Source organism: Streptomyces sp. NPDC021093, from assembly GCF_044333135.1.
Lineage (GTDB): Bacteria > Actinomycetota > Actinomycetes > Streptomycetales > Streptomycetaceae > Streptomyces.
The window spans coordinates 373,702-393,275 of record NZ_JBIRQJ010000009.1; the positions used below are offsets into that span (position 1 = coordinate 373,702).

General features: G+C 72.3%; 20 protein-coding genes. 4 read left to right on the forward strand and 16 right to left on the reverse strand.

All coding sequences use genetic code 11. The features are described 5' to 3' along the window. The first annotated feature begins 3 nt into the window (after window positions 1-3). Complete coding sequence (locus ACH4SP_RS28940) at window positions 4-741, forward strand: M15 family metallopeptidase (protein WP_398418944.1); 738 nt, start codon at window positions 4-6, stop codon at window positions 739-741. On the opposite strand, the gene ACH4SP_RS28945 is transcribed toward ACH4SP_RS28940, so the two are convergent. Further along, on the reverse strand, window positions 722-1,609 hold the full coding sequence (locus tag ACH4SP_RS28945; protein ID WP_398418945.1) for a phosphatidylinositol-specific phospholipase C/glycerophosphodiester phosphodiesterase family protein: 888 nt from the start codon (window positions 1,607-1,609) through the stop codon (window positions 722-724). The two genes, ACH4SP_RS28940 and ACH4SP_RS28945, sit on opposite strands and share 20 nt — an antisense overlap. 165 nt (window positions 1,610-1,774) lie before the next feature. Here ACH4SP_RS28945 and ACH4SP_RS28950 point away from each other — a divergent pair, with 165 nt between their 5' ends. Continuing rightward, entirely contained in the window at window positions 1,775-2,128 is a 354-nt protein-coding gene (locus tag ACH4SP_RS28950) for a hypothetical protein (protein ID WP_398418947.1), read from the forward strand. Window positions 2,129-2,201: 73 nt separating this feature from the next. On the opposite strand, the gene ACH4SP_RS28955 is transcribed toward ACH4SP_RS28950, so the two are convergent. The 12 genes from ACH4SP_RS28955 to ACH4SP_RS29010 form a co-directional block, all read right to left on the reverse strand. Next, window positions 2,202-2,870: an ABC transporter ATP-binding protein gene (locus ACH4SP_RS28955; RefSeq protein WP_398418948.1), complete on the reverse strand. Its 669-nt coding sequence runs from the start codon at window positions 2,868-2,870 to the stop codon at window positions 2,202-2,204. After that, on the reverse strand, window positions 2,863-3,816 hold the full coding sequence (locus ACH4SP_RS28960; RefSeq protein ID WP_398419155.1) for an ABC transporter ATP-binding protein: 954 nt from the start codon (window positions 3,814-3,816) through the stop codon (window positions 2,863-2,865). Before ACH4SP_RS28960 ends, ACH4SP_RS28955 begins: the two co-directional genes overlap by 8 nt. A 131-nt stretch (window positions 3,817-3,947) precedes the next feature. Continuing rightward, window positions 3,948-4,850 carry an ABC transporter permease gene (locus tag ACH4SP_RS28965; protein ID WP_398418949.1) on the reverse strand — a complete coding sequence of 301 codons (903 nt, stop codon included), beginning with the start codon at window positions 4,848-4,850 and terminating at the stop codon, window positions 3,948-3,950. After that, window positions 4,843-5,808, reverse strand: a complete 966-nt coding sequence (locus ACH4SP_RS28970; protein WP_398419157.1) for an ABC transporter permease — start codon at window positions 5,806-5,808, stop codon at window positions 4,843-4,845. The genes ACH4SP_RS28965 and ACH4SP_RS28970 overlap by 8 nt, the downstream gene beginning before the upstream one ends. Before the next feature lie 65 nt (window positions 5,809-5,873). Further along, on the reverse strand, window positions 5,874-7,478 hold the full coding sequence (locus ACH4SP_RS28975) for an ABC transporter substrate-binding protein (protein WP_398418950.1): 1,605 nt from the start codon (window positions 7,476-7,478) through the stop codon (window positions 5,874-5,876). 165 nt (window positions 7,479-7,643) lie between these two features. After that, a complete protein-coding gene (locus ACH4SP_RS28980) occupies window positions 7,644-8,786 on the reverse strand; it encodes an acyl-CoA dehydrogenase family protein (protein ID WP_398418952.1) in 1,143 nt (380 codons plus the stop codon). Beyond that, a complete protein-coding gene (locus ACH4SP_RS28985) occupies window positions 8,783-9,964 on the reverse strand; it encodes an acyl-CoA dehydrogenase family protein (RefSeq protein WP_398418954.1) in 1,182 nt (393 codons plus the stop codon). Before ACH4SP_RS28985 ends, ACH4SP_RS28980 begins: the two co-directional genes overlap by 4 nt. Next, the gene (locus ACH4SP_RS28990; RefSeq protein WP_398418955.1) at window positions 9,961-10,929 is read right to left on the reverse strand and encodes an NADPH:quinone oxidoreductase family protein; all 969 of its coding nucleotides are present in this window, start codon (window positions 10,927-10,929) and stop codon (window positions 9,961-9,963) included. Before ACH4SP_RS28990 ends, ACH4SP_RS28985 begins: the two co-directional genes overlap by 4 nt. 166 nt (window positions 10,930-11,095) lie before the next feature. Then, window positions 11,096-11,533 (reverse strand): SRPBCC family protein, encoded by a 438-nt coding sequence (locus tag ACH4SP_RS28995; RefSeq protein ID WP_398418957.1) that lies wholly within the window; start codon window positions 11,531-11,533, stop codon window positions 11,096-11,098. Between the two features lie 94 nt (window positions 11,534-11,627). Next, on the reverse strand, window positions 11,628-12,404 hold the full coding sequence (locus ACH4SP_RS29000) for an SDR family oxidoreductase (RefSeq protein WP_398418959.1): 777 nt from the start codon (window positions 12,402-12,404) through the stop codon (window positions 11,628-11,630). Between the two features lie 171 nt (window positions 12,405-12,575). Further along, window positions 12,576-13,310 carry a PIG-L deacetylase family protein gene (locus ACH4SP_RS29005; protein ID WP_398418961.1) on the reverse strand — a complete coding sequence of 245 codons (735 nt, stop codon included), beginning with the start codon at window positions 13,308-13,310 and terminating at the stop codon, window positions 12,576-12,578. Window positions 13,311-13,440: 130 nt separating this feature from the next. Continuing rightward, window positions 13,441-14,739 (reverse strand): alpha/beta fold hydrolase, encoded by a 1,299-nt coding sequence (locus ACH4SP_RS29010; protein ID WP_398418963.1) that lies wholly within the window; start codon window positions 14,737-14,739, stop codon window positions 13,441-13,443. A gap of 142 nt (window positions 14,740-14,881) precedes the next feature. Between ACH4SP_RS29010 and ACH4SP_RS29015 the strand changes: the two genes are divergently transcribed. Both ACH4SP_RS29015 and ACH4SP_RS29020 read left to right on the forward strand, forming a co-directional pair. Beyond that, complete coding sequence (locus ACH4SP_RS29015) at window positions 14,882-16,045, forward strand: ABC transporter ATP-binding protein (protein ID WP_398418965.1); 1,164 nt, start codon at window positions 14,882-14,884, stop codon at window positions 16,043-16,045. 280 nt (window positions 16,046-16,325) lie between these two features. Continuing rightward, entirely contained in the window at window positions 16,326-17,255 is a 930-nt protein-coding gene (locus ACH4SP_RS29020; RefSeq protein ID WP_398418967.1) for an ion transporter, read from the forward strand. Here ACH4SP_RS29020 and ACH4SP_RS29025 read toward each other — a convergent pair. Genes ACH4SP_RS29025 through ACH4SP_RS29035 form a run of 3 tightly spaced genes read right to left on the reverse strand, consistent with a single transcriptional unit; the run spans window position 17,228 to window position 19,505 of the window. Next, window positions 17,228-18,166 (reverse strand): ABC transporter substrate-binding protein, encoded by a 939-nt coding sequence (locus ACH4SP_RS29025; protein ID WP_398418969.1) that lies wholly within the window; start codon window positions 18,164-18,166, stop codon window positions 17,228-17,230. The genes ACH4SP_RS29020 and ACH4SP_RS29025 overlap by 28 nt on opposite strands. Next, entirely contained in the window at window positions 18,163-18,837 is a 675-nt protein-coding gene (locus ACH4SP_RS29030) for an ABC transporter permease (protein ID WP_398418971.1), read from the reverse strand. Before ACH4SP_RS29030 ends, ACH4SP_RS29025 begins: the two co-directional genes overlap by 4 nt. Next, a complete protein-coding gene (locus ACH4SP_RS29035) occupies window positions 18,834-19,505 on the reverse strand; it encodes an ABC transporter permease (protein ID WP_398418973.1) in 672 nt (223 codons plus the stop codon). The genes ACH4SP_RS29030 and ACH4SP_RS29035 overlap by 4 nt, the downstream gene beginning before the upstream one ends. Window positions 19,506-19,574: the final 69 nt, after the last annotated feature.

The following is a 19,574-nucleotide window of genomic DNA, read 5'->3' on the forward strand; positions in this document are numbered from 1 at the left end:
AGGGTGGGCTCGGAGGACGACGCCATCGTCCTGATCGGTGATCCGCGGGTGGCCGCGGTCCCGGTCCGTGAGTGCGGGGAGCCGCTGGTCGACTGCCGGACGCTGCTGCGGGTGGACCTGCGGCGCGCCGACCCGGCGGGCCACTGGGCCCATCTGCGGACATCGGTGGCCGAACGCCTGCTGCGCGCCCAGGAGTTGCTGCCCGACGGGTGGCACTGGCTGCTCACCGAGGGGTACCGGCCGCCTGCCGTGCAGACGGAGATCTTCGAGGGCTACGCGGCCGAACTCAGGCGGCTCGGGCCCGACGCGCCGGAGGCCGAGATCCGCCGGGACGCCACCCGCTATGTGGCGCCCATGGAGACCGCGGGGCACGTCGCAGGGGCGGCCGTCGACCTCACCGTGTGCACGGCGGACGGGACCGAGGTCGACATGGGCAGCCCGGAGGCGGCCACTCCGGAGGAGTCCGGGGGCGCCTGCTGCACACGCGCCCCCGGCCTTCCCGCCGCCGCCCGCCGGAACCGCTCCGTCATGGCCACGGCGCTGACGGGGGCCGGACTGGTCAACTACCCCACCGAGTGGTGGCACTGGTCGTACGGCGACCGCTACTGGGCGTGGAGCACGGGAGCTCCGGCCGCCGTGTTCGGGCCCGTCGGCCGCCGTGCGGACGGGCCCGGCCCCACCGGTCGTCCCGGCCCCACCGACCCCACCAGCCCTACCGGCCCTACCGGTCGTACGTCCTGAGGAACTTCTCCAGCGCCGCCAGGTCGTCCGTGTTCAGGTGGTCGACGCCCGCCGCCAGGAGTTCGCGCCAGAGGGCTTCCCTGGCCGGGCCCGGCACGTCGGGCGTGCCCCAGAAGCGCACGCGCTGCCCCCTGCGGTGGGCGGCGCGGACGAGGGCGTGCAGCTTGTCGCGTTCCGCGCGCGGGAAGGGGCCGCTGCCCTGCCAGCCGAAGCTCTCCGTCCAGTTGCTGCTGATCAGCGGGATGAACGAGGCGGGCGCCGCCGTGCCGAGGTCGTCCAGCCGGCCGTCGTAGAAGGCGTACCTGGTGCGCTGCGCCTCCATCGGGGTGCGCGCCGCGCGGTCGCCGGAGACGACCGGGGTGACCGCGCCCCTGCGGACCCGGCCGTCGCGGTACGTACTGAGCATCCATCGGTACGGGTGCAGTGCCCGGTGCAGTGCGAGGTAGGTCTCGACGCCCTGCGTCTTGATGTCCACGAGCAGCTGGAAGGCCCCGTGGTCACCGGGGTGGACGGAGCCGTGGTGGGCCTTCACCAGGGCCGCCAGGGGGTCGAGGTAGAGCGCTTCGAGGGTGCGCGCCGGGTCGAGGTCCACCGGGTCGTGCGCGACGAGGAGCCGGCCGTCGACCAGGTGGATGTCGGCCTCGACGCTGGTGAAGCCGTGCGACAGGGCGTCGTGGAGGGGGCGCGGGTGCTCGTAGTCGTTGTGGGCGTGGGCGCGGCGCAGGGGCCGAGGCCCGGGCGGGCGCTTCGCCTCCGGGGCGGCGGCCGGGAGGTGCGCGGATGCGGGCAGGGTGCTCGCCCATCCCGCGGCGCCGACCAGCGCTCCTGCGAGGGCGGCTGCTGCGGTACGTCGCGTGGTGAGGGACATGCGGAGGCTCCGGGGTCGGCGGGGCGGCTCGGGGACCCGGCGAGTATCCGTCAGGGAGGGGGTCGAACGGCAGGGGTGCGCACGCGAGTTCGCGCCATGTTCGGCCGCCGGTCATCGGGCGGACCCGGTGGATCACGCGTGCGAGGCGTCTGACACCCTGTTCACATGGTCCTCACAGGTGATCTGTCCACTCATGTACGCGGCCCTCGCCGCAAGAACCTGGTGATCGCAGCAGTGGTCGCCGCGGTGGTGCTCGGCACCGCTGCCGGGTTGGTGATCGCGAAGTTCAACGACAAGCCCGTGTGGCCGATGAACGTCGCCTACGGCGCCGGCTACTACGACGGTTCGCAGCTCCGCAAGACGGACCGCGACGGCAGCGTGGTGGCCGCGGCCGTCGCCGGAGGGTGCGAGCGCGCGGCGCGCACCGCGGGGAAGAAGGCGGACGACTCTCCCGCCGCGTGGGTACGGGGCTGCCTGGACGCCGTACAGGGCAAGCCGAGCACCCCCAACGCGACCTGAGCAGACGCTCAACGAGCCTGAGCGGTCGCTCAACCGGGCCTGAGCGCTCGCTCAACCTGGTCTGAGCACCCGCTCAGGCGACGGGCGCGGCGGCCACGTCCGCCCAGCGCACCGTGCGGTCGCACCAGCGCTCAAGCAGCACCCGGTCGTGCCCGACCGTGAGCAGACCGGCGCCACGGGCACTGCGGTAGTCCTCGACGACCGCGACCAGGGCGGCCGTCGTCGAGGCGTCCAGCATCGCCGTCATCTCGTCGCACACCAGCCAGCGGGGCCGCAGCACCAGCGCGCGTGCCAGGCAGGCGCGCTGCAGCTGCCCGTCGCTGACCTCGTGCGGGCGGCGGCCCAGCAGGTCGGCGCCGAGGCCCACGGTGTCGCTCAGCTCCGCGACGCGGCTCGCCGCTTCGTCCCGTCGTCCGGTCGCCCGCAGGGGTTCGGCGATCAGGTCGTGCAGCCGCAGCCGGGGGTCGGCGGAGAGCCTCGGCTGCTGGAAGACGACGCCGATCGCGGTGCGCTGGTCACGGGGCGCCCGGTGGCGCCAGCCCTGTACGCGCGTGCCGTCGAGGGTGACGGTGCCCGCTTCCGGCCGGTGCAGCAGCGCGGCGACCCTGGCGAGCGTCGACTTGCCGCAGCCGCTGGGGCCGAGCAGTCCGACGGCTTCGCCGGGGGCGACGGTGAGGTTCGCGTCCCGTACGACGGGCAGGCCGCGCTCGTACCCGGCGGTGATGGAGGCGAGTTCAAGCACGGGCGGGCTCCTCGGCCGACGGGTGGTGACAGGCGATGCCGTCCGCGAACCGGGGCCGTACGGCGCAGGCTTCGGCGGCGTGCGGGCAGCGGGCCGCGAAGGCGCAGCCCGCGGGGAGCTCTCCGAGCTCGGGCGGCATGCCGGGGATCGGGGTGAAGTCGCGCTCCGGGAGGGCGTTCAGCAGGCCTCGCGCGTACGGGTGGCGTGGCCCCGGTCTCCCGAAGAAGGCCTTGGCGTCGGCGAGTTCGACGATGCGGCCCGCGTACATGACGGCGATGCGGTCGGCGATGCGCTCGGCCGCCGCAAGGTCGTGGGTGATCATCAGGAGAGCGCGGCCGGCTCGGCCTCCGGAGTCCGTTGAAAGAGCCGAGGCGGAGCGCAGCGGAGCGTCGACGTGCCGGCGGAGTTCGTCGACGGTGCGGTTGACCAGGTCGCGGTCGAGCCCCGTGGTCGGTTCGTCCGCCAGCAGCAGGGGGGCGTCGCCGACGAGGGCGAGGGCGGTCGCGGCGCGCTGGGCGAGCCCGCCGGACAGTTCGTGCGGATAGCGGTCCAGGTGGTCGGCGGGGAACGCGGCCCGCTCGGCTGCCGCCCGCACCGCCCGGGGGACGTCCGGCTTGCGGGTCCCGGTGAGCTCGCGCAGCGTCTCGCCGAGCTGCGCGCCCACCGTCCGTACCGGGGTGAGGTGGGCGGCGGGGCTCTGCGGCACGAGGCCGATGCGCCGTCCCCGTACGGTGCGGGCGAGGGTCTTCTCGTCGGCGGTGAGCAGCTCGGTGTCGCCGAGCAGGGCCCGGCCCGCGGTCTGGGCGTTGCCGGGGAGCAGCCCCAGGAGTGCGGAGGCGAGGACGGACTTGCCGCAGCCGCTCTCGCCGACGAGGGCCAGGCACTCCCCCGCCGGAAGGTCGAAGGACGCGTCCGTGACGGCGGCGACGTGCCGTCCGCCGCGCATCCGGAAACGTACCGAGAGATCGCGCACGGCGAGTACGGGTGCGGTGTCGGTGGCCCGGGCCCCGGCCGCCTCAAGAGGTTCGAGGGGCTCAAGAGACTCAAAGGGTTCGAGCGGCTCCAGAGGGCGGGTGCTCACAGCATCAGCTCCGATCGGCGGCGGGGGTTGATCCGTTCCCGCCAGGCACCGGCGAGGCCCGCGATCGCGAGCGTCGGGACGATCAGGAAGAGGCCGGGGAAGAGCGTCGGCCACCAGTCCCCCGCGAGCAGCGAGCTGCGGGCGGACTGGATGAGGTTGCCGAGGCTGGCCTGGTGGCTGGGCAGGCCGAGGCCGAGGAAGGACAGCGCCGACTCGTGCCACATGGCGTGCGGGACCATCAGGACGGCCGCGAGCGCCGCCTGCGGCATCACCCCGGGCAGCAGGTGCCGGACGACGACCCGCCACCGCGAGGCGCCGCCGGAGACCGCCGCGTCGATGTACGGACGGGAGCGCAGCGACAGCACCTCGGAGCGGACGATGCGGGCGGTGGACAGCCAGTGCGTGAGCGCGACGGACACGATCACCGGCCAGACGCCGGGCCGGAACATGGCGACGATGAAGATGCCCAGCAGCAGGTGCGGAACGGAGGAGAAGGTGTCGACCAGCCGCATCACCACCCTGTCCACCCAGCCCCCGAAAGCGGCGGCGGCAGCGCCCACAGCGGTACCGATGACCGTGGCGACCACAGCGGCGACCAGTCCGACGAGCAGGGACACCCGCAGCCCGTAGACGCACCGCAGCAAGAGGTCGCGGCCGACGTCGTCGGTGCCGAAGGGGTGCGCGAGGGACGGCGGCTGGAGCTTCAGCGCCAGGTCGACGGCCTGTTCGTCGAGGTTCGCCAGGGGCGGCACGACGAGGACGGCGAGCGCGACGAGGGCCACGATCACCGCGGAGGTGCGCACCCGGAGCGTACGGGTGGAGCGGCGGGTGCGCCCGTGGTTGCGCCACTCGACGCGGCGGTCGGCGTCGGTGGCCACGGGCCTGGCGAGGTCAGCCATCGAAGCCCACCCTCGGGTCGGCGAGTCCGTACAGGACGTCGGAGAGGAGGTTGCCCGCGAGTACGGCTGCCGTGGCGAGCACGGTCAGTGCGGCGAGCAGCGGGAAGTCGACGGCGGTGGCGGCCTGCACGGTGGCGGCGGCGATGCCGGGCCAGCTGAAGACCGTCTCGACGAGGAGCGCGCCGGTGATGAGTTCGGGGACGCGCGAGCCGATGAGGGTGAGCATCGGCAGCATTCCGGAGCGCAGGGCGTGCCCGAACAGCACGGTGTGTTCGCTGGTGCCGCGTGCGCGGGCACCGCGTACGGGATCCTCCTCCAGTGCGTCGGCGACGCCCTGGCGCACGTACAGGAAGAACCACGGCAGCTGGGTGATCCCGAGGACGAGCGCGGGCAGCACCAGGTGGGAGGCGACCTGCCCGAAGGTGATGACGTCGCTGTCGGTGTCGGTGAGTCCGCCCGCGGGCAGTACGCCCAGTTTCAGGGCGAAGAACCACATGGCGAGCAGCCCGAGCCAGAAGGCGGGCGCCGCCTCCAGGGTGTACGCGGCGGAGCTCGCGCACCGGTCGAGCCAGCCGCCGGGGCGGCGCGCGGCCAGTACGCCGAGCGTCGTGCCGAGCAGGATCGCGATCAGGAACGCGGTGGCGGCCAGCAGCGTGGACCAGCCGAGGCGTTCGGTGATGACGTCGACGACGGGCTGGCGCATCACGCCGGAGTCGCCGAGGTCGCCGGTGAGGGCGGCGGTCAGCCAGTTCCACCAGCGGGTCACCAGGGGCTGGTCGACGCCGAGGTTGGCGCGCAGCTGGTCGAGGTTGGCCTGCGAGGAGGTGAGGCCCGCGGTGCCCGCGTAGGCCTTGACGGGGTCGAAGGGGGAGGCCGCGGCGACGGCGAAGACGCCGAAGGTCACCGCGAGGAGGACGGGGGCGGCGAACAGGAGCCGCCGCCCCGCCATCCGTGCCATCGGCCCCCAGGGGAGCTTCCGGCGCAGGGCCCCTTCCGGGGCCCCCGCCTCGGTCACTGCCCCGGTCACTTCTTGGGCTTCCAGTCCTCTACGTTCCACCAGGGACCCGACGCCAGGCCGTGGTCGTGCGGCTCCACCTGGGTGGACAGGCCGTCCCAGCTGTCGTTGACGACGTACAGGTGGTCGATGTGGGTGAGGAAGGTGTAGCCCGGATTCTTCACGAGCTCCTGCTGGACGGTCGTGTACGCGGCCTTGCGCTCGGCGGCCTTGTCGGTCTTGCGGCCGGCTTCGAGGGCGGTGTCGACGGCCTTGTTGTCGTACCAGGCCATGTTGTTGAAGCCGTCGCCGCCGAGGGAGGACTTCAGCAGGGTGTACTGGTCGAAGTCGGGGTCGCCGGGGGATCCGCCGCCCGCGAGGACCGCGTCGATCTTCATCCGCGGCTCGATGACCTCCCAGGTGCCCGCCTGGGTCTTGATGTCGATGCCGGCCTTCTTGGCGTCGGACGCGTAGGCGAGGGCGTGGTCCTGGCGGAGCTTGTCGCCGGAGAGGTACCAGAGCGGGAACTCGGCGCGCACGCCGTCCTTGACGCGGATGCCGTCTGCGCCCGGCTTCCACCCGGCGTCGTCGAGGATCTTCTTCGCCTTGGCGAGGTCGTGGGTGCGCTCGGTGCCCTTGGCGAACCAGGGGCTGTCGGTCGGGACGGGACCGTAGGCGGGCTTTCCGGCACCGCCGAGGATCTTGTCGACCATGACCTCGCGGTCCACCGCGACGTCGAGGGCGCGCCGGACCGCCGTGTCACCGGCGACCTTGTTGTGGGTGGGGAGGGTGACGTTGCGGTAGTCGAAGGACTTCGCCGTGTACGTCTTCCGCTTCTTGCTCTCGGCCTGGACGACCTTGGCGAGGTTGGGCGGCAGGATCGCACCGTCGAGGTCGCCGGTGCGCAGCCGGGTGGCGCGGACGTCGTCGTCCTTGATGATCGCCATCGTGAACTTCTTCACGGCGGGGGCGCCGCCCCAGTAGTCCGCGTTGGCCTGGAAGCTGAGCTTCTCGCCCTTGGACCACTTGGTGAGCTTGTACGGTCCTGTGCCGACGGGTGCGGTGGTGAAGGGCCCGTTGTTCACGTCCTGCTTGCCCGCGATGTGCTCGGGGGCGATCGGCAGCACGGTGCGCTCGGCGAACGGCGCGTACGGGTACTTGAGGGTGAAGACGACCGTGCTGTCGCCCTCGGCCTTGACGCTCTTGACGGCGTCGAGCTCCGTCTTGGCGGCGTTGTTGGTCTTCTTGTCGAGGATCGTCTCGTACGTGAAGACGACGTCCTTGGCGCTGAAGGGCTTGCCGTCGCTGAACTTGACGCCCTGGCGCAGCTTGTACGTGTAGGTCAGTCCGTCGGCGGCGACCTTCGGCAGTTCGACGGCGAGCGCGGGCCGCAGCTTCATGTCCGCGTCGAAGGCGAGCAGCCCGTCGAAGATCTTGGAGTTGCCGTCCTTGCCGTACCCGAGGAGCGGGCTGAGGGATTCCGGTTCGTACGCGATGCCGACGACCGCCGAGTCCTTGGCGCCTGGGCCGGAGCCTGCGGCGGATCCGCCCGGCTTGGAGCAGGCCGCCGCGGTCATGGCCAGGGCTCCGGCCAGCGTCGCTGCGGTCACCGCGCGTATCGATCGGGCCGTCATGGACTCCCCACACCCCTCTTTAAGATCGGCTGTTCTTGCAAGCAGCTCGCAATTAAACCGTACATAAAGGGGTGCGCGCTGCCCCGCCCCTCTCGGGGGCGGGGCAGCGACGCAGGTCAGAGGGTCGGCAGGGGCGGCGGACCGATCGGTCGGCGGGTCGGCCGGTCAGCTCGGGGCCGGCAGTCCGACCAGCTTTCCGACGGCCTCCCGGTGCGCTCCCGAGGTTCCGAACGCGATCGAGTCGGCCTTGGCGCGCTTCAGGTAGAGGTGCGCCGGGTGCTCCCAGGTCATCCCGATGCCGCCGTGCAGCTGTACGCACTCCTCCGCGGCGTGGACGGCGACCTTCCCGCAGTACGCCTGCGCGACCGCCACCGCGAGGGGCGCTTCGGAGCTGCCCGCGGCCAGCGCGTCGGCGGCGTTGCGGGCGGCCGCACGGGCCGAGACGACCTCCAGCCACAGCTGTGCCATGCGGTGCTTGAGCGCCTGGAAGGAGCCGACGGGGCGGTTGAACTGGTGGCGCTCCTTCGTGTACCTGACGGTCTCCTCCAGGCACCATTCGGCGAGGCCGAGCTGCTCGGAGGCGAGGAGGCCCGCTCCGGCGATGAGGCCCCGGCGCACGGCGGCACGCCCGGTCTCCGCGTCGGCGAGCAGCGTTCCCGTCGCCCCGTCGAGGGCGACCTCGGCGAGCGGGCGGGTGAGGTCGAGCGGGGTCTGCGGCCGGACGCCCACGCCGTCCCCGGGCTTCCCGACGGCGTACAGGCCACCGGTGGTCGGGATCAGGAGCACATCGGCCGTCGCGGCGTCCGCCACCCCCGGAAAGCTCCCGTCGAGTCCCGGCCGCAGCCGGAAGCAGTCGGGGCCCGCCGAGAACCGGGAGACCAGCGCGGCCGTCCGCCGTCCGGACGCCAGATCGCCCAGCAGCGAGGCCACTTCGGCGTTCCCGGTGTCGCAGGCCAGCAGCACCGCGGTCGCCACGACCGAGCTGGTGAGGTACGGCGCGGGGACGATCGCCCGCCCCAGCTCCTCCAGTACGACCGCGGCTTCGCGGTACGAGGCGCCCTGCCCGCCCAGCTCCTCCGGCACCAGCAGCCCGGCGACCCCCATGTCGGCGGCGAGCGCCTTCCACAGCCCGGCGTCGTACGGCACGCCCTCCTCCGCCCGGACGGCCGCCTCCGCCGGATCGCTGCGGTCGGCGAGCAGGCCCCGTACCGCGGCGCGGAGGTCCTCCTCCGCCTCGGAGTACAGCAGGTCGGGCTTGTGCGGCTCGGACGTCGGGTTCATCGGGGCCGTCGGATTCGTCGGGGTCATCGGGCGAGGTCCTTCCAGGCGACGTCCTTGTCGGTGCGGGGTTCGGAGGGCAGGCCGAGGACGCGTTCCGCGACGATGTTGAGGAGCACCTCGGAGGTGCCGCCCTCGATGGAGTTGCCCTTGGAGCGCAGATAGCGGTATCCGGCGTCGCGCCCGGTGAAGTCGACGAGTTCGGGGCGGCGCAGGGTCCAGTCGTCGTACAACAGGCCCTCCTCGCCGCGCAGTTCGACCTCCAGGCCGCTGATCTCCTGGTTGAGGCGGGCGAAGGCGAGCTTCATGCCGGAGCCCTCGGGGCCCGGCTGGCCCGCGACGAGCTGCTGGCGCAGCCGCTCCCCGGTGAGCCTGGCCACCTCGGCGTCCACCCACAGCTCCAGGAGCCGCTGGTGCAGGGGGTGGGTGCGCAGTTCGGGGCGTTCGCGCCAGGTCCTCGCGACAGGCCCGATCATGCCGCCCTCGCGGGGGATGCGGGCGCCGCCGATGGAGACGCGCTCGTTCATCAGAGTTGTCTGGGCGACCTTCCAGCCCTCCCCCACCGGGCCGAGCCGCATACTGTTCGGGATGCGCACGTCACTGAGGAAGACCTCGTTGAACTCGGCCTCGCCGGTGATCTGGCGCAGCGGCCGCACCTCCACACCGGGGTCGGTCATGTCGCACACGAAGTACGTCATGCCGCGGTGCTTCGGCCGGTCGGGGTCGGTGCGGGTGACCAGGATGGCCCAGCGGGCGAGATGTGCGCTGGACGTCCACACCTTCTGCCCGTTGACCACCCAGCTGTCGCCGTCGCGCACCGCACGGGTGGCGAGGGCGGCCAGGTCGGAGCCCGCGCCCGGTTCGCTGAAGAGCTGGCACCACACCTCTTCGCCGACCCACAGCGGGCGCAGCAGGCGCTGCTTCTGCGCGTCGGTGCCGTACTTCAGGATCGTCGGGGCCGCCATGCCGAGGCCGATGCCGATGCGGCGGGGGTCGTTGTCGGGGGCGCCCGCCGCCGCCAGCTCGGCGTCCACGACGGCCTGAAGGTCGCGCGGTGCGTCGAGCCCGCCGAGGCCGACGGGGTAGTGCACCCAGGCGAGCCCGGCGTCGAAGCGCGCCTTGAGGAAGTCGGTGGGGTCGGTCGTGGCGGGCGGGTGCGCGGCGATCAATTCCCGCGTACGGGCGCGGAGTCCGGCGGCGTCGGTCATCGGACGCTCCCTTCGGGCACGACGACGATGCGGCCGGTGCTGCGGCCGTCGGCTACCTGCTGGACCGCCGCCGCGGCGTCCTTGACCGGGACGCGGCTGCTGATCAGCGGCTTGATGGCACCCTCGGCCGCGAGCCGGGTCAGCTCGGTGTGACAACCGGCGACGGCGGCGGGGTCCTTGGCGTTGTAGAGACCCCAGTGCAGGCCGAGGACGGCGTAGTTCTTCACGAGGGCGTGATTGAGCGCGGGCGCCGGAATCGTGCCGCTGGCGAAGCCGACCACGACGATGCGGCCCTCGAAGGCGACGCACTTGGCGGACTGGGTGTACGCGTCGCCGCCGACCGGGTCGTAGACGACGTCCGCGCCGCGCCCGCCGGTGGCTTCCTTCACCGCGCCGATGACGTTCTCGCTGCGCCGGTCGATGACGACGTCGCAGCCCAACCCCCTTGCCACCGCAGCCTTCTCGGGGCCGCCGACGACGCCGATGACCTTGGCGCCGGCCGCTTTGCCGAGCTGGACGGCGGCGCTGCCGACACCGCCCGCGGCGGCGTGCACCAGGAGGGTCTCCCCCGCTCGGAGGTGTGCGCGCCGGTGCAGGCCGAACCATCCGGTCTGGTAGCCGATGTGCAGGGCGGCCGCTTCCGCGTCGTCGAGGGAGTCGGGGGCGGGCAGCACCGCCGCCGCGTCCGCGACGGCGTACTCGGCGAATCCGCCGTACGGCAGCGCCGGGTTGGCGATGACACGGCGCCCGTCCTCGGCCTCGCCGCAGATCTCGACGCCCGGGGTGAAGGGCAGCGGCGGGCGGACCTGGTACTCGCCGCGGCAGAGCAGCGCATCGGGGAAGTTGATGTTCGCGGCACGCACCTTGAGCAGCAGCTGTCCGTCGCCGGGGACCGGCCGGTCGACCTCTTCGAGGCGCATCACCTCGCCGGGCTCGCCGTTCTCGTGCACTCGCCATGCCTGCATCAAGGGCCTCCACGCGCTGTCGTCGGCAGTACCGTGCACGCACATACTAAGCGGTCGCTTGTCCCGCCGGGAAGGGCTCGGCCCGCTCCGGATGCGCGGGTACGACAGAGCGCGGCAGCCCCGTACGGATTCGGGACTGCCGCGCGGACAGGGACGGCCTGTGCCGTTACGCGCCGGCGAACTTCTCCTGGAGCACCGCGAGCCCCGCGCCGTACATGCCGTCGCCGAAGAGCTCCTCAAGCTGCGCCACGACGTCGTCCGACCCGGCCCGGTAATCGGCGGACCAGTCGATCTCGGCGCCGTCGGTGTGCGGGCGCACGGCGAGGGTGGCGACGAAGTCGCTGATCGGCACCATCGGGTCGAGCAACGCGTAGGTGTACGCCGTCTCTTCCCTTCCGAGCAGGCGTTCACGGGCGACCACCTTGCCGTCGATCGCGAACACCCGTACCGCGCCGGGCACTTCGGGGTCGGCGCCGTCCTCGATCGTGGACTGCGGGGCGTACGGGTGCCAGTCGCCGAGGGTGCCGAAGCCGCCGATCAGGGCCCAGACCTCGGCGGGTGTGGCGTTGACGGTGACGGTGCGGGTGAGCCGGTGCGCGGTCATGTCCTTCGGTTCCTCTCGTCTGCTGCTTCTGCTGCTTCTGCTGCTATTTCTTCTGTTTCATCTGCTTCGCCTGACGTGTCGCAGCGGGGCTCCGTCACCAGGTGCGGTCGCCGCGCAGTACGGCGTCCGCGCCGCCGTCGATGAAGACGACCTGGCCGGTGACGTGGGTGTTCTCCGCCCCGGTGAGCCAGTCCAGGAGTGGGGCGACCTGCTCGGGGGCGGCGTGGCCGTTCAGCGGCATCGGGACGGCGCTGTCGATGACGGCAAGCGTCTCGGGGTTGTCGATCATCGGCCGGGTCATCGGCGTGACGATGGTGCCGGGGGCGATGGCGTTGAGCGTGATGCCCGCGGCGGCCCAGTCCTCGGTGGCGGCGGTGCGGCGTACCCAGCGGGCGACGGACTGCTTGGAGGAGCCGTAGACGAGGCGGCCCTCGCCACGGTCCACGGCGTCCTGGGCGGCGGCGACCGCCGCGTCCTCGTCGCCGGACAGGGCGGCCTCGACGAGGGCTTCGTCGGCCGGGTGCACGGCGGCGACGGAGGAGATGACGACGGCGCGTGGGGCTTCGGAGGCGGCGAGCAGCGGGCGCAGGCCTTCCAGGGTGGCGACCGCGCCGAAGTGGTTGACCCTGATGGTCAGCGGGTCGAAGGCGGCGATGCCGGCGCAGGCGACGACCGCGTCGAGACGGCCGCCGGTGAGCTCGGTCGTACGGGCGACCAGTGCGGCGCGGCCCTCGGCCGTGGCCAGGTCGGCGTCGATGTCGGCGCCCTGCAGGTCGGCGCCGACGACGGTGTGCCCCTGGTCGCGCAGGCGGGCGGCGGTGGCCTTGCCGATGCCGGACGAGGCGCCGGTGACGAGGTAGGTACGGGACACGGTGCGCTCCCTGCTCTCGGCCCCTCGCCGCGCTCGGATCCACTCCCGGCGCGGGGCTCGGTGATCACGACGAATGGCGCCACCCTATGCCCATGTGACACAACGTGCCAAGATGCTGTGATGTGACAGATTGGCGCCCGTGACGCAGAACGGTGAACGCGCACGGACCGCTCAGCGCCGGAACACCTCGAAGGGCACGGCCGGGATCCCGCCGAAGCGCTGGGCCGCCGCGTGCACGTTGTCCGTCAGGAAGCGTCGGCAGTACTGCTCGGGGTCCTCGCTGGTCAACGCCTCGATGTACGCCCGGTGTTCGAGCAGGGACCGCACCGAACGCTCCAGGCCGGGCCGCGCGTCGACGGCGTGCGTGGGCGAGGTGGTGCCCGCGACCGCCACCCAGCGCACTCCGTCCCAGGGCTGGAGCCCCCGCTCCGTCAGCTCCGGGAAGATCCACCGGTTCCCGGCGTCGCCCGCCGCGTCCAGGGTGGCGCGGCCCACGGCGAGGTGGTCCGGGGTGTTCCAGACGTTGACGCCCCAGGTGTCGCGGTGGTTGAGGGTGATGACCAGCTCGGGCCGGTGCCTGCGGATCGCGGCGGCGATGTCCCGGCGCAGCTCCGTTCCGTACTCGATCACCCCGTCGCGGTGGTCGAGGAACTCGACCTGCCGCACACCCACGACGGCCGCGCTGGCCCGCTGCTCCTGCTCGCGCAGCGGGCCGCACTTGGCCGGTTCGAGGGTGTCTATGCCGGCCTCGCCGCGGCTGGCCAGCACATAGGTCACCTCGCGCCCGGCGTCGGTCCAGGCGGCGACCGCCGCCGCGCATCCGTACTCCAGGTCGTCCGGGTGCGCGACGACGGCGAGGGCACGGTGCCAGTCGTCCGGCATGGGCAGCAGCTGAGCGAACGTCATGTCTGGGGTCATACGCGCAGGATAGGCGTCGGCACCGACAACGACCCCGGGCCGCAGGCTCATTTCGGACGGTCCTGCGCGGGCCCCCGGAGCTTGCCGCGCAGGCCCCCGGAGCCTGCCGCGCCGGCCCTCAGAGTTCGCCGCGGGCCAGGGCCAGCAGCCGGTCCAGCACCCGTGGGCCGCCCGCGCGCAGTCCGTCGTGCTCGTACTCGTCGGTGACCCAGGTCCGCAGGCCGCGGACGGTCCTGGCGGTCTCCAGCGAGTGGGCGGTGTCGACGTACATGTCGTCGTGGTAGACGGCGGCGGCGACCGGCACCTCGTTGGCGGCGAGACGGGCCCGGTCGTACAGCGGCGCCCAGTCGGTGCGGGCGGCGAGGAGTTCGGCGGTCTCGCGCAGCGGGCGCAGCGCGGGGTCGCACTCGAAGTGCCAGGGGTGGATGCTCTCCCCGGTGAACGGCAGCGGGCCGCTTCCGGCGAGGGCCTTCGCCGCGTCGAACTCCGGGAACTCGGCGCGGGCCCGCTCGGCGCCCCATGCCGTGGGCTCCGCGCCCTGGCCGTAGATGGACTCGTGCAGCAGGGCGTACAGCGGGTGGCCCGCGAAGGACAGGGCGGACTGCGCGGACTCCAGGAAGGTGTCCGAGAGGGCGGGCCCCTGCGGCGTGCGGACGAAGGCGTTCTCCAGGAGGTAATGGAGCTGGTGCGTGCCGTCGCTGCCGCCGAGGGCGATGCCGAGCGACTGGAACGCCTCGGGGGTGAGCGTGTAGCCGTTCGGCGTGACGGTCCGGTGCTCGGCGAGGTGGGCGGCGATGTCCCTGGCCCGCTGGACGTCCTGCGGGTAGCGGGCGTAGTGCGCGGCGGTCTTGCGCGCGATGCGCGGGAACGCCGCCCGGTAGACGTCGTCCGCGCGCGCGTGCAGCGACGGCAGCCCGCCGGTGATGAGTACGGTGTCAAGCCCCTCGGGGGCGGTGGACAGGTAGTGGACGGCGCAGAACCCGCCGAAGCTCTGGCCGAGCACCGTCCAGGGCGCTCCGCCGGTCAGCAGCGGCCGGATGGTCTCGCAGTCCGAGACGATGGAGTCGGCGCGGAAGTGCGCGAGGTGGTCGGCCTGTTCGCGGGGGCCGCCGCGCAGCGGCAGGGTCTGCCGGTTGACCGGGCTGGAGAGGCCGGTGCCGCGCTGGTCGAGCAGGAGCACCCGGAACTCCTGGAGGGCCCGGCCGAGCCAGGCCTCACGTCCCACGAAGCGGCGGGCGCCGAACCCGGGGCCGCCCTCCAGGTAGACGAGCCAGGGAAGATCGCCGGCTGCCCGGTCGGCGGCCACCACCTCGCGCGCGTACAGCTCGATCTGCTCGCCGGTGGGGTCGGCGTGGTCGAGGGGCACGGTGAAGCGGTGGTCGGTGAGGACGGCACCGGGCTGGCGATATCTGGTCACTCTTACTCCTGCTTTCTCCTGGTCCGATCGTTCGCGATCAGTTCAGCACACCCTTGTAGGGCGCTGTTCCGGGCCCTCCCGGTCCCACCCGGACAGTCCCGGTCCGTGTGCGCCGCGTCCCCGGCACGCCTAGCGTGCATACATGATCCGGTTCGAGCAGGTCAGCAAGGTGTATCCGGACGGCACCACGGCCGTCGACGGCCTGTCCTTCGAGGTCGCGAAGGGCGAACTGGTCACGCTGGTGGGCCCGTCCGGCTGCGGCAAGACGACCACCATGATGATGGTCAACCGGCTGATCGAACCGACCTCGGGCCGGATCCTGATGGACGGCGAGGACATCTCCGGCATCGACCCGGTGAAGCTGCGCCGCCGCATCGGCTACGTCATCCAGCAGGTCGGCCTCTTCCCGCACCGCACGGTCCTCGACAACACCGCCACCGTCCCCTTCCTGACCGGCTGGAAGAAGGAGAAGGCACGCGCACGCGGTGCCGAACTCCTCGACCTGGTGGGCCTCGATCCTGGCGTGTACGGCTCCCGCTACCCCGAGCAGCTCTCCGGCGGCCAGCGCCAGCGCGTCGGCGTCGCCCGTGCCCTGGCCGCCGACCCGCCCGTCCTGCTCATGGACGAACCCTTCGGCGCGGTCGACCCCGTGGTCCGCGAGCGGCTCCAGGACGAGTTCCTCAGCCTTCAGGCGACGGTCCGCAAGACGGTCCTGCTCGTCACCCACGACATCGAGGAAGCGGTGCGGATGGGCGACCGGATCGCGGTGTACGGGCAGGGCCGCATCGAGCAGTTCGACACCCCGGCCGCGGTGCTGGGCGCCCCGGCCACGCCCTACGTGGCGCAGTTCGTGGGCGCCGACCGCGGCCTCAAGAGGCTGTCGGTCACCCCCATCGAGCCGGACGACCTGGAGGATCCGCCGCGCGCCCGCCTGGACGAGCAGGTCGCCCCCGCGGCGGCCCGGCTGCGGGCCGAGGGGGCCCGCTGGGCCGTCGTACTGAACGAGCGCGGCGAACTCCACGGCTGGGTGTCCACCGAGGACCTCGTCCTCGCGGGCACGGAGGGCACGGTGGGCGACCTGGCTCGCCGGATGGACGCGTGGGTGCCGGTGGGAACGCCCTTGAAGCACGCCTTCAGCGAGATGCTCCAGTGGGACGCCGGATGGGTGGCGGTCCTCGACGGGGCGCGGCTGGTCGGCGTACTGACCCCGGTGAAGCTGCACGAGGCGCTGCGGCGCTCGGTGGACGCCGACGTGCAGGGAGTCCAGCGCGACGAAGTGCAGTTCGATTCGGTCGCGGACGTGTAGACCCGGGCGGCCGGGACCCGAGGGGTCACGGACACGCGGGGTCACGGACACACGGGGTCACGGACACGCGGGGCCCGAACGCGGCAGCCGGAAACCCGAGGGGCCTCGGACGCATGGCGGCACTCGTCCGGACCAGGCGCCTTTCGCGCAGGTGTACGCGTCGTCCGCCCCAGCGGTGAGAACCGCTGAGTCCGGTGTGAGCCGTGTGGTTCGCGGATAGAGCTGCGGTCGACCTTCGCCTTCCGCGCCCCACGACACCATGCCGGGTGGACTCGACCTCATGACCAACATGCATCGCGGTATCCCCTTCTCCACTGCCCTGCGCACGGGCCGGCGGCAAGCCCTCGCGGAGCGGGCCGGCCGGCTGGTCTCAGCGACGTGGTTCTCGGTCCTGGTGATGACCGCCATCGTCGCCAACGCCGCGCTGCTGGGTGTGGAGACCTACGCGGGGCTCGCGGTGCGCTGGCAGGAGCAGTTGTCACTGCTGGAGCACTGCTTCCTCGCGGTGTTCGCCGGGGAGGTCGTGCTGCGGGCCGCCGCCCACGCCGACCGGCCGGGGGACTTCTTCCGCAATCCGTGGAACGTCTTCGACGCCGCCGTCGTGCTGTTCGCGTTCCTGCCCGTCACCGGTGACAACACCACTCTGCTGCGGCTGCTGCGGCTCTTCCGGGTGCTGCGCACCGCACGCTTCCTGCCGCAACTGCGGGTGATCGTGACGGCGTTGGGCAAGTGCCTGCCGGGCACGGCCAGTTTCGTCATGGTGGGCACGCTGCTGCTGTACGTGTACGCGATGGTGGGCTGGCTCTGCTTCGCCGCCGCCGACCCCCAGCACTACGGATCGCTCGGCCGGGCGGTGGTCACCCTCTTCATCCTGATGTCGCTCGACGGTCTCGGCGACGCCGTGCACGCCGGGCTGCTCGTCTCCCCGTGGTCGCTGGCCTATTACGGCTCGTACGTACTCCTCAGCTCGTTCCTGCTGGTGAACCTGCTGATCGGTGTCGTCATCAACTCCCTTGAGCAGGCCCGCGACTCGGACCGCTCGGAGAAGAAGGCGGACGGGGGAACGGGCAGCGAGACGGTGCCGGAGAAGTCCGCGCAGGACGCCGACCCGCTCGACGCGCTCGGCGTCCGGGACCGCATCCTGGCCGCCCGGCTGGCCCTGGACGACGCGGAACGGCTCATTCAGATCAGCCGCTCGGACTCCAGGTAGGCCCGCGCCACGTCCTGCGGAAGCCGCCGCCAGCTGTCCACCTGCCGGTTGAGATCGGCCAGGTCCTGGGTCGTCAGTACGGTGTTGAGCCTGCCCAGCGCCTCGGTGACGCGCGCCGATCCCGCCTGCGCCCTGTTCACCACGGGCACGATGTAGTCGGCGTTCTGGAGGTGCTTGTCGTCGTCCAGCAGGACCAGGCCGAACGCGTCGAGGGTGGCGTCGGTGGTCGTGGTGAGCACCATCTGGTCCTGGCCGGTCTGCACGGCCTGCTTGGCGGGGGTGGTGCCGACGCCCTTGGGGTCGACACCGGTGATGTTGATGCCGTACGTCTTCTTCAGGCCCGGTGCGCAGTACGGGCGCTGCACGCACTCGTCACCGGCCGCCAGCCGTACCGGCAGCCCGGACCTGCCGAGGTCGCTGAGCGTCCTGAGGCGGTGCTTCTTCGCGTACGCGGCGGTGACGGCGAAGGCGTTCTGGTCGACGGCGCGGCCCGCGTCGAGGACGGTGAGCCCGCGCGGCACGGCCAGCTTCCGCAGCGCCTTCATGGTGGCGTCGAGATCGGGCGAGCCGACGGGGGCGGCGTCCGCGCCGTGGACCTTCGCGTTGAGCCAGTCCGCGAAGGTGGCCGCGTACTCCGGGACGACGTCGATCTGGCCGCTCTCCAGGGCGGGTTCGTACAGCTCCCTGTTGGTGACGGACAGGACGGTGGTGCTGTATCCGGCATGCTCCAGGAGCAGGGCGTACATCTGGGCGAGCAGGTCGCTCTCGGTGAAGCCCGCCGACCCGATGTGCAGGACCTTGCTGTCGCCAGGATCGGCCGTGATCTCGCCCCGGTCCTCCAGGGACGGCCCCGTCGTGCAGGCGGTGACGGCGAGGAGCAGGGCCACGGCGACGCAACGAAGTCGCTTCATCCCGTCTGCCCCCTCATCCATTCCGGTGCCAGCCGCTGCGCCACCTCGAAGAGGCCTTCCACCAGCAGGGCGAAGACGGCGACCAGGACGGCGCCCGCGACCACTTGCGGCGTACTGGCAAGGTTGAAGCCCGCGGTGATGATGCGGCCCAGGCCGCCGCCGCCCGCGAGCGCGGCGAGCGTCGCCGTCGCCACCAGCTGGACGGCGGCGATCCGTACACCGGTCATGATCAGCGGCAGGGCGAGCGGAAGTTCCACGTGAAACAACAGCTGCCGGCCGGTCATGCCCATCCCCCGGGCGGCCCGCACGGTGTCCTGGTCGACGCCGCGCATCCCGACGTACGCGTTGGTCAGCAGCGGCGGCACGGCGAACAGCACCAGCGCGATGATCGTCGGCCACTCGCCCTTAGTGCCCAGCGGAGTGAGCAGCAGCAGGACCAGTACGGCGAAGGTGGGCACGGCCCGGCCGACGTTGGAGATGTTGACGGCGAGCGCCCCGCCCTTGCCGAGGTGGCCGAGGACCAGGGCGACGGGAAGGGCGATCAGGCAGCTCAGCAGCAGACAGACGACGGTGAGGAAGAGGTGCTCGCCGAGGCGGCTCCAGATGCCGCCGTCGCCGTTCCAGTGCGCGGCGCTGGAGAGCCAGTCCCAGGCGGCGGTGAGGGTGTTCATACGCGCGTCCAGGGGGTCAGCAGTCGTTGCACGCCGAGCAGGAGGAGGTCGGCGGCGATGGCGATGATCACGCACAGCACGGAGGCGGTGAGGACCTGTGCCTTGAAGTAGGTGTTCATCCCGGAATAGATGAGGTTGCCGAGTCCGCCATGGCCGACGATCGCCCCCACGGTGACGAGGGAGACGGCGGAGACGGTGGCGATGCGGAGTCCGGCCATGGCGGCGGGCAGGGCCAGCGGCAGTTCGACGCCGAGCAGCAGCCGGATCGGCCCGTAGCCCATGCCGCGGGCGGCCCGCCGGGTCTCTTCGGGGACCGCGCGCAGCCCGGCGAGGAGGTTCCGTACGAGCAGGGTGAGGGAGTACAGGACGAGCCCGGCGATCACGAGGGAGGCGGAGAGCCCGTACACCGGCAGCAGCAGCGAGAACATCGCCAGCGAGGGGATGGTGTAAAGCACCGTCGTCAGCCCGAGAACGGGCGCGGACGCCCACCGCCAGCGGCGGGCCGCGAGCGCCAGGGGAACGGCGATGATCAGCCCCAACAGCACGGAAACAACGGTGAGTTGGAGGTGCTGGAGCACCGCGTCCCAGAGGATCTCGCGCCGGCTGGACAGATAGGCGCCGCAGATCCACTCATTGCGCGCGAGGCAGTCGTCCGGAGGCGCGGTCACCCGTCCATTCCAGCCCCCGGAGGCGGGTGCCCGCGCGTCCTGTTGGCCCGTACGGGTTGCCCCGGCGGG

Excerpts from the sequence above, each read along its gene's own strand:
- ACH4SP_RS28945 (WP_398418945.1), bottom strand. The coding sequence starts at position 1,609 with ATGTCCCTCACCACGCGACGTACCGCAGCAGCCGCCCTCGCAGGAGCG.
- ACH4SP_RS28950 (WP_398418947.1), top strand. The coding sequence starts at position 1,775 with ATGGTCCTCACAGGTGATCTGTCCACTCATGTACGCGGCCCTCGCCGC.
- ACH4SP_RS28960 (WP_398419155.1), bottom strand. The coding sequence starts at position 3,816 with ATGCGCGGCGGACGGCACGTCGCCGCCGTCACGGACGCGTCCTTCGAC.
- ACH4SP_RS28965 (WP_398418949.1), bottom strand. The coding sequence starts at position 4,850 with ATGGCTGACCTCGCCAGGCCCGTGGCCACCGACGCCGACCGCCGCGTC.
- ACH4SP_RS28970 (WP_398419157.1), bottom strand. The coding sequence starts at position 5,808 with ATGGCACGGATGGCGGGGCGGCGGCTCCTGTTCGCCGCCCCCGTCCTC.
- ACH4SP_RS28975 (WP_398418950.1), bottom strand. The coding sequence starts at position 7,478 with ATGACGGCCCGATCGATACGCGCGGTGACCGCAGCGACGCTGGCCGGA.
- ACH4SP_RS28980 (WP_398418952.1), bottom strand. The coding sequence starts at position 8,786 with ATGACCCCGACGAATCCGACGGCCCCGATGAACCCGACGTCCGAGCCG.
- ACH4SP_RS28985 (WP_398418954.1), bottom strand. The coding sequence starts at position 9,964 with ATGACCGACGCCGCCGGACTCCGCGCCCGTACGCGGGAATTGATCGCC.
- ACH4SP_RS28990 (WP_398418955.1), bottom strand. The coding sequence starts at position 10,929 with ATGCAGGCATGGCGAGTGCACGAGAACGGCGAGCCCGGCGAGGTGATG.
- ACH4SP_RS28995 (WP_398418957.1), bottom strand. The coding sequence starts at position 11,533 with ATGACCGCGCACCGGCTCACCCGCACCGTCACCGTCAACGCCACACCC.
- ACH4SP_RS29005 (WP_398418961.1), bottom strand. The coding sequence starts at position 13,310 with ATGACGTTCGCTCAGCTGCTGCCCATGCCGGACGACTGGCACCGTGCC.
- ACH4SP_RS29015 (WP_398418965.1), top strand. The coding sequence starts at position 14,882 with ATGATCCGGTTCGAGCAGGTCAGCAAGGTGTATCCGGACGGCACCACG.
- ACH4SP_RS29020 (WP_398418967.1), top strand. The coding sequence starts at position 16,326 with ATGACCAACATGCATCGCGGTATCCCCTTCTCCACTGCCCTGCGCACG.
- ACH4SP_RS29025 (WP_398418969.1), bottom strand. The coding sequence starts at position 18,166 with ATGAAGCGACTTCGTTGCGTCGCCGTGGCCCTGCTCCTCGCCGTCACC.
- ACH4SP_RS29030 (WP_398418971.1), bottom strand. The coding sequence starts at position 18,837 with ATGAACACCCTCACCGCCGCCTGGGACTGGCTCTCCAGCGCCGCGCAC.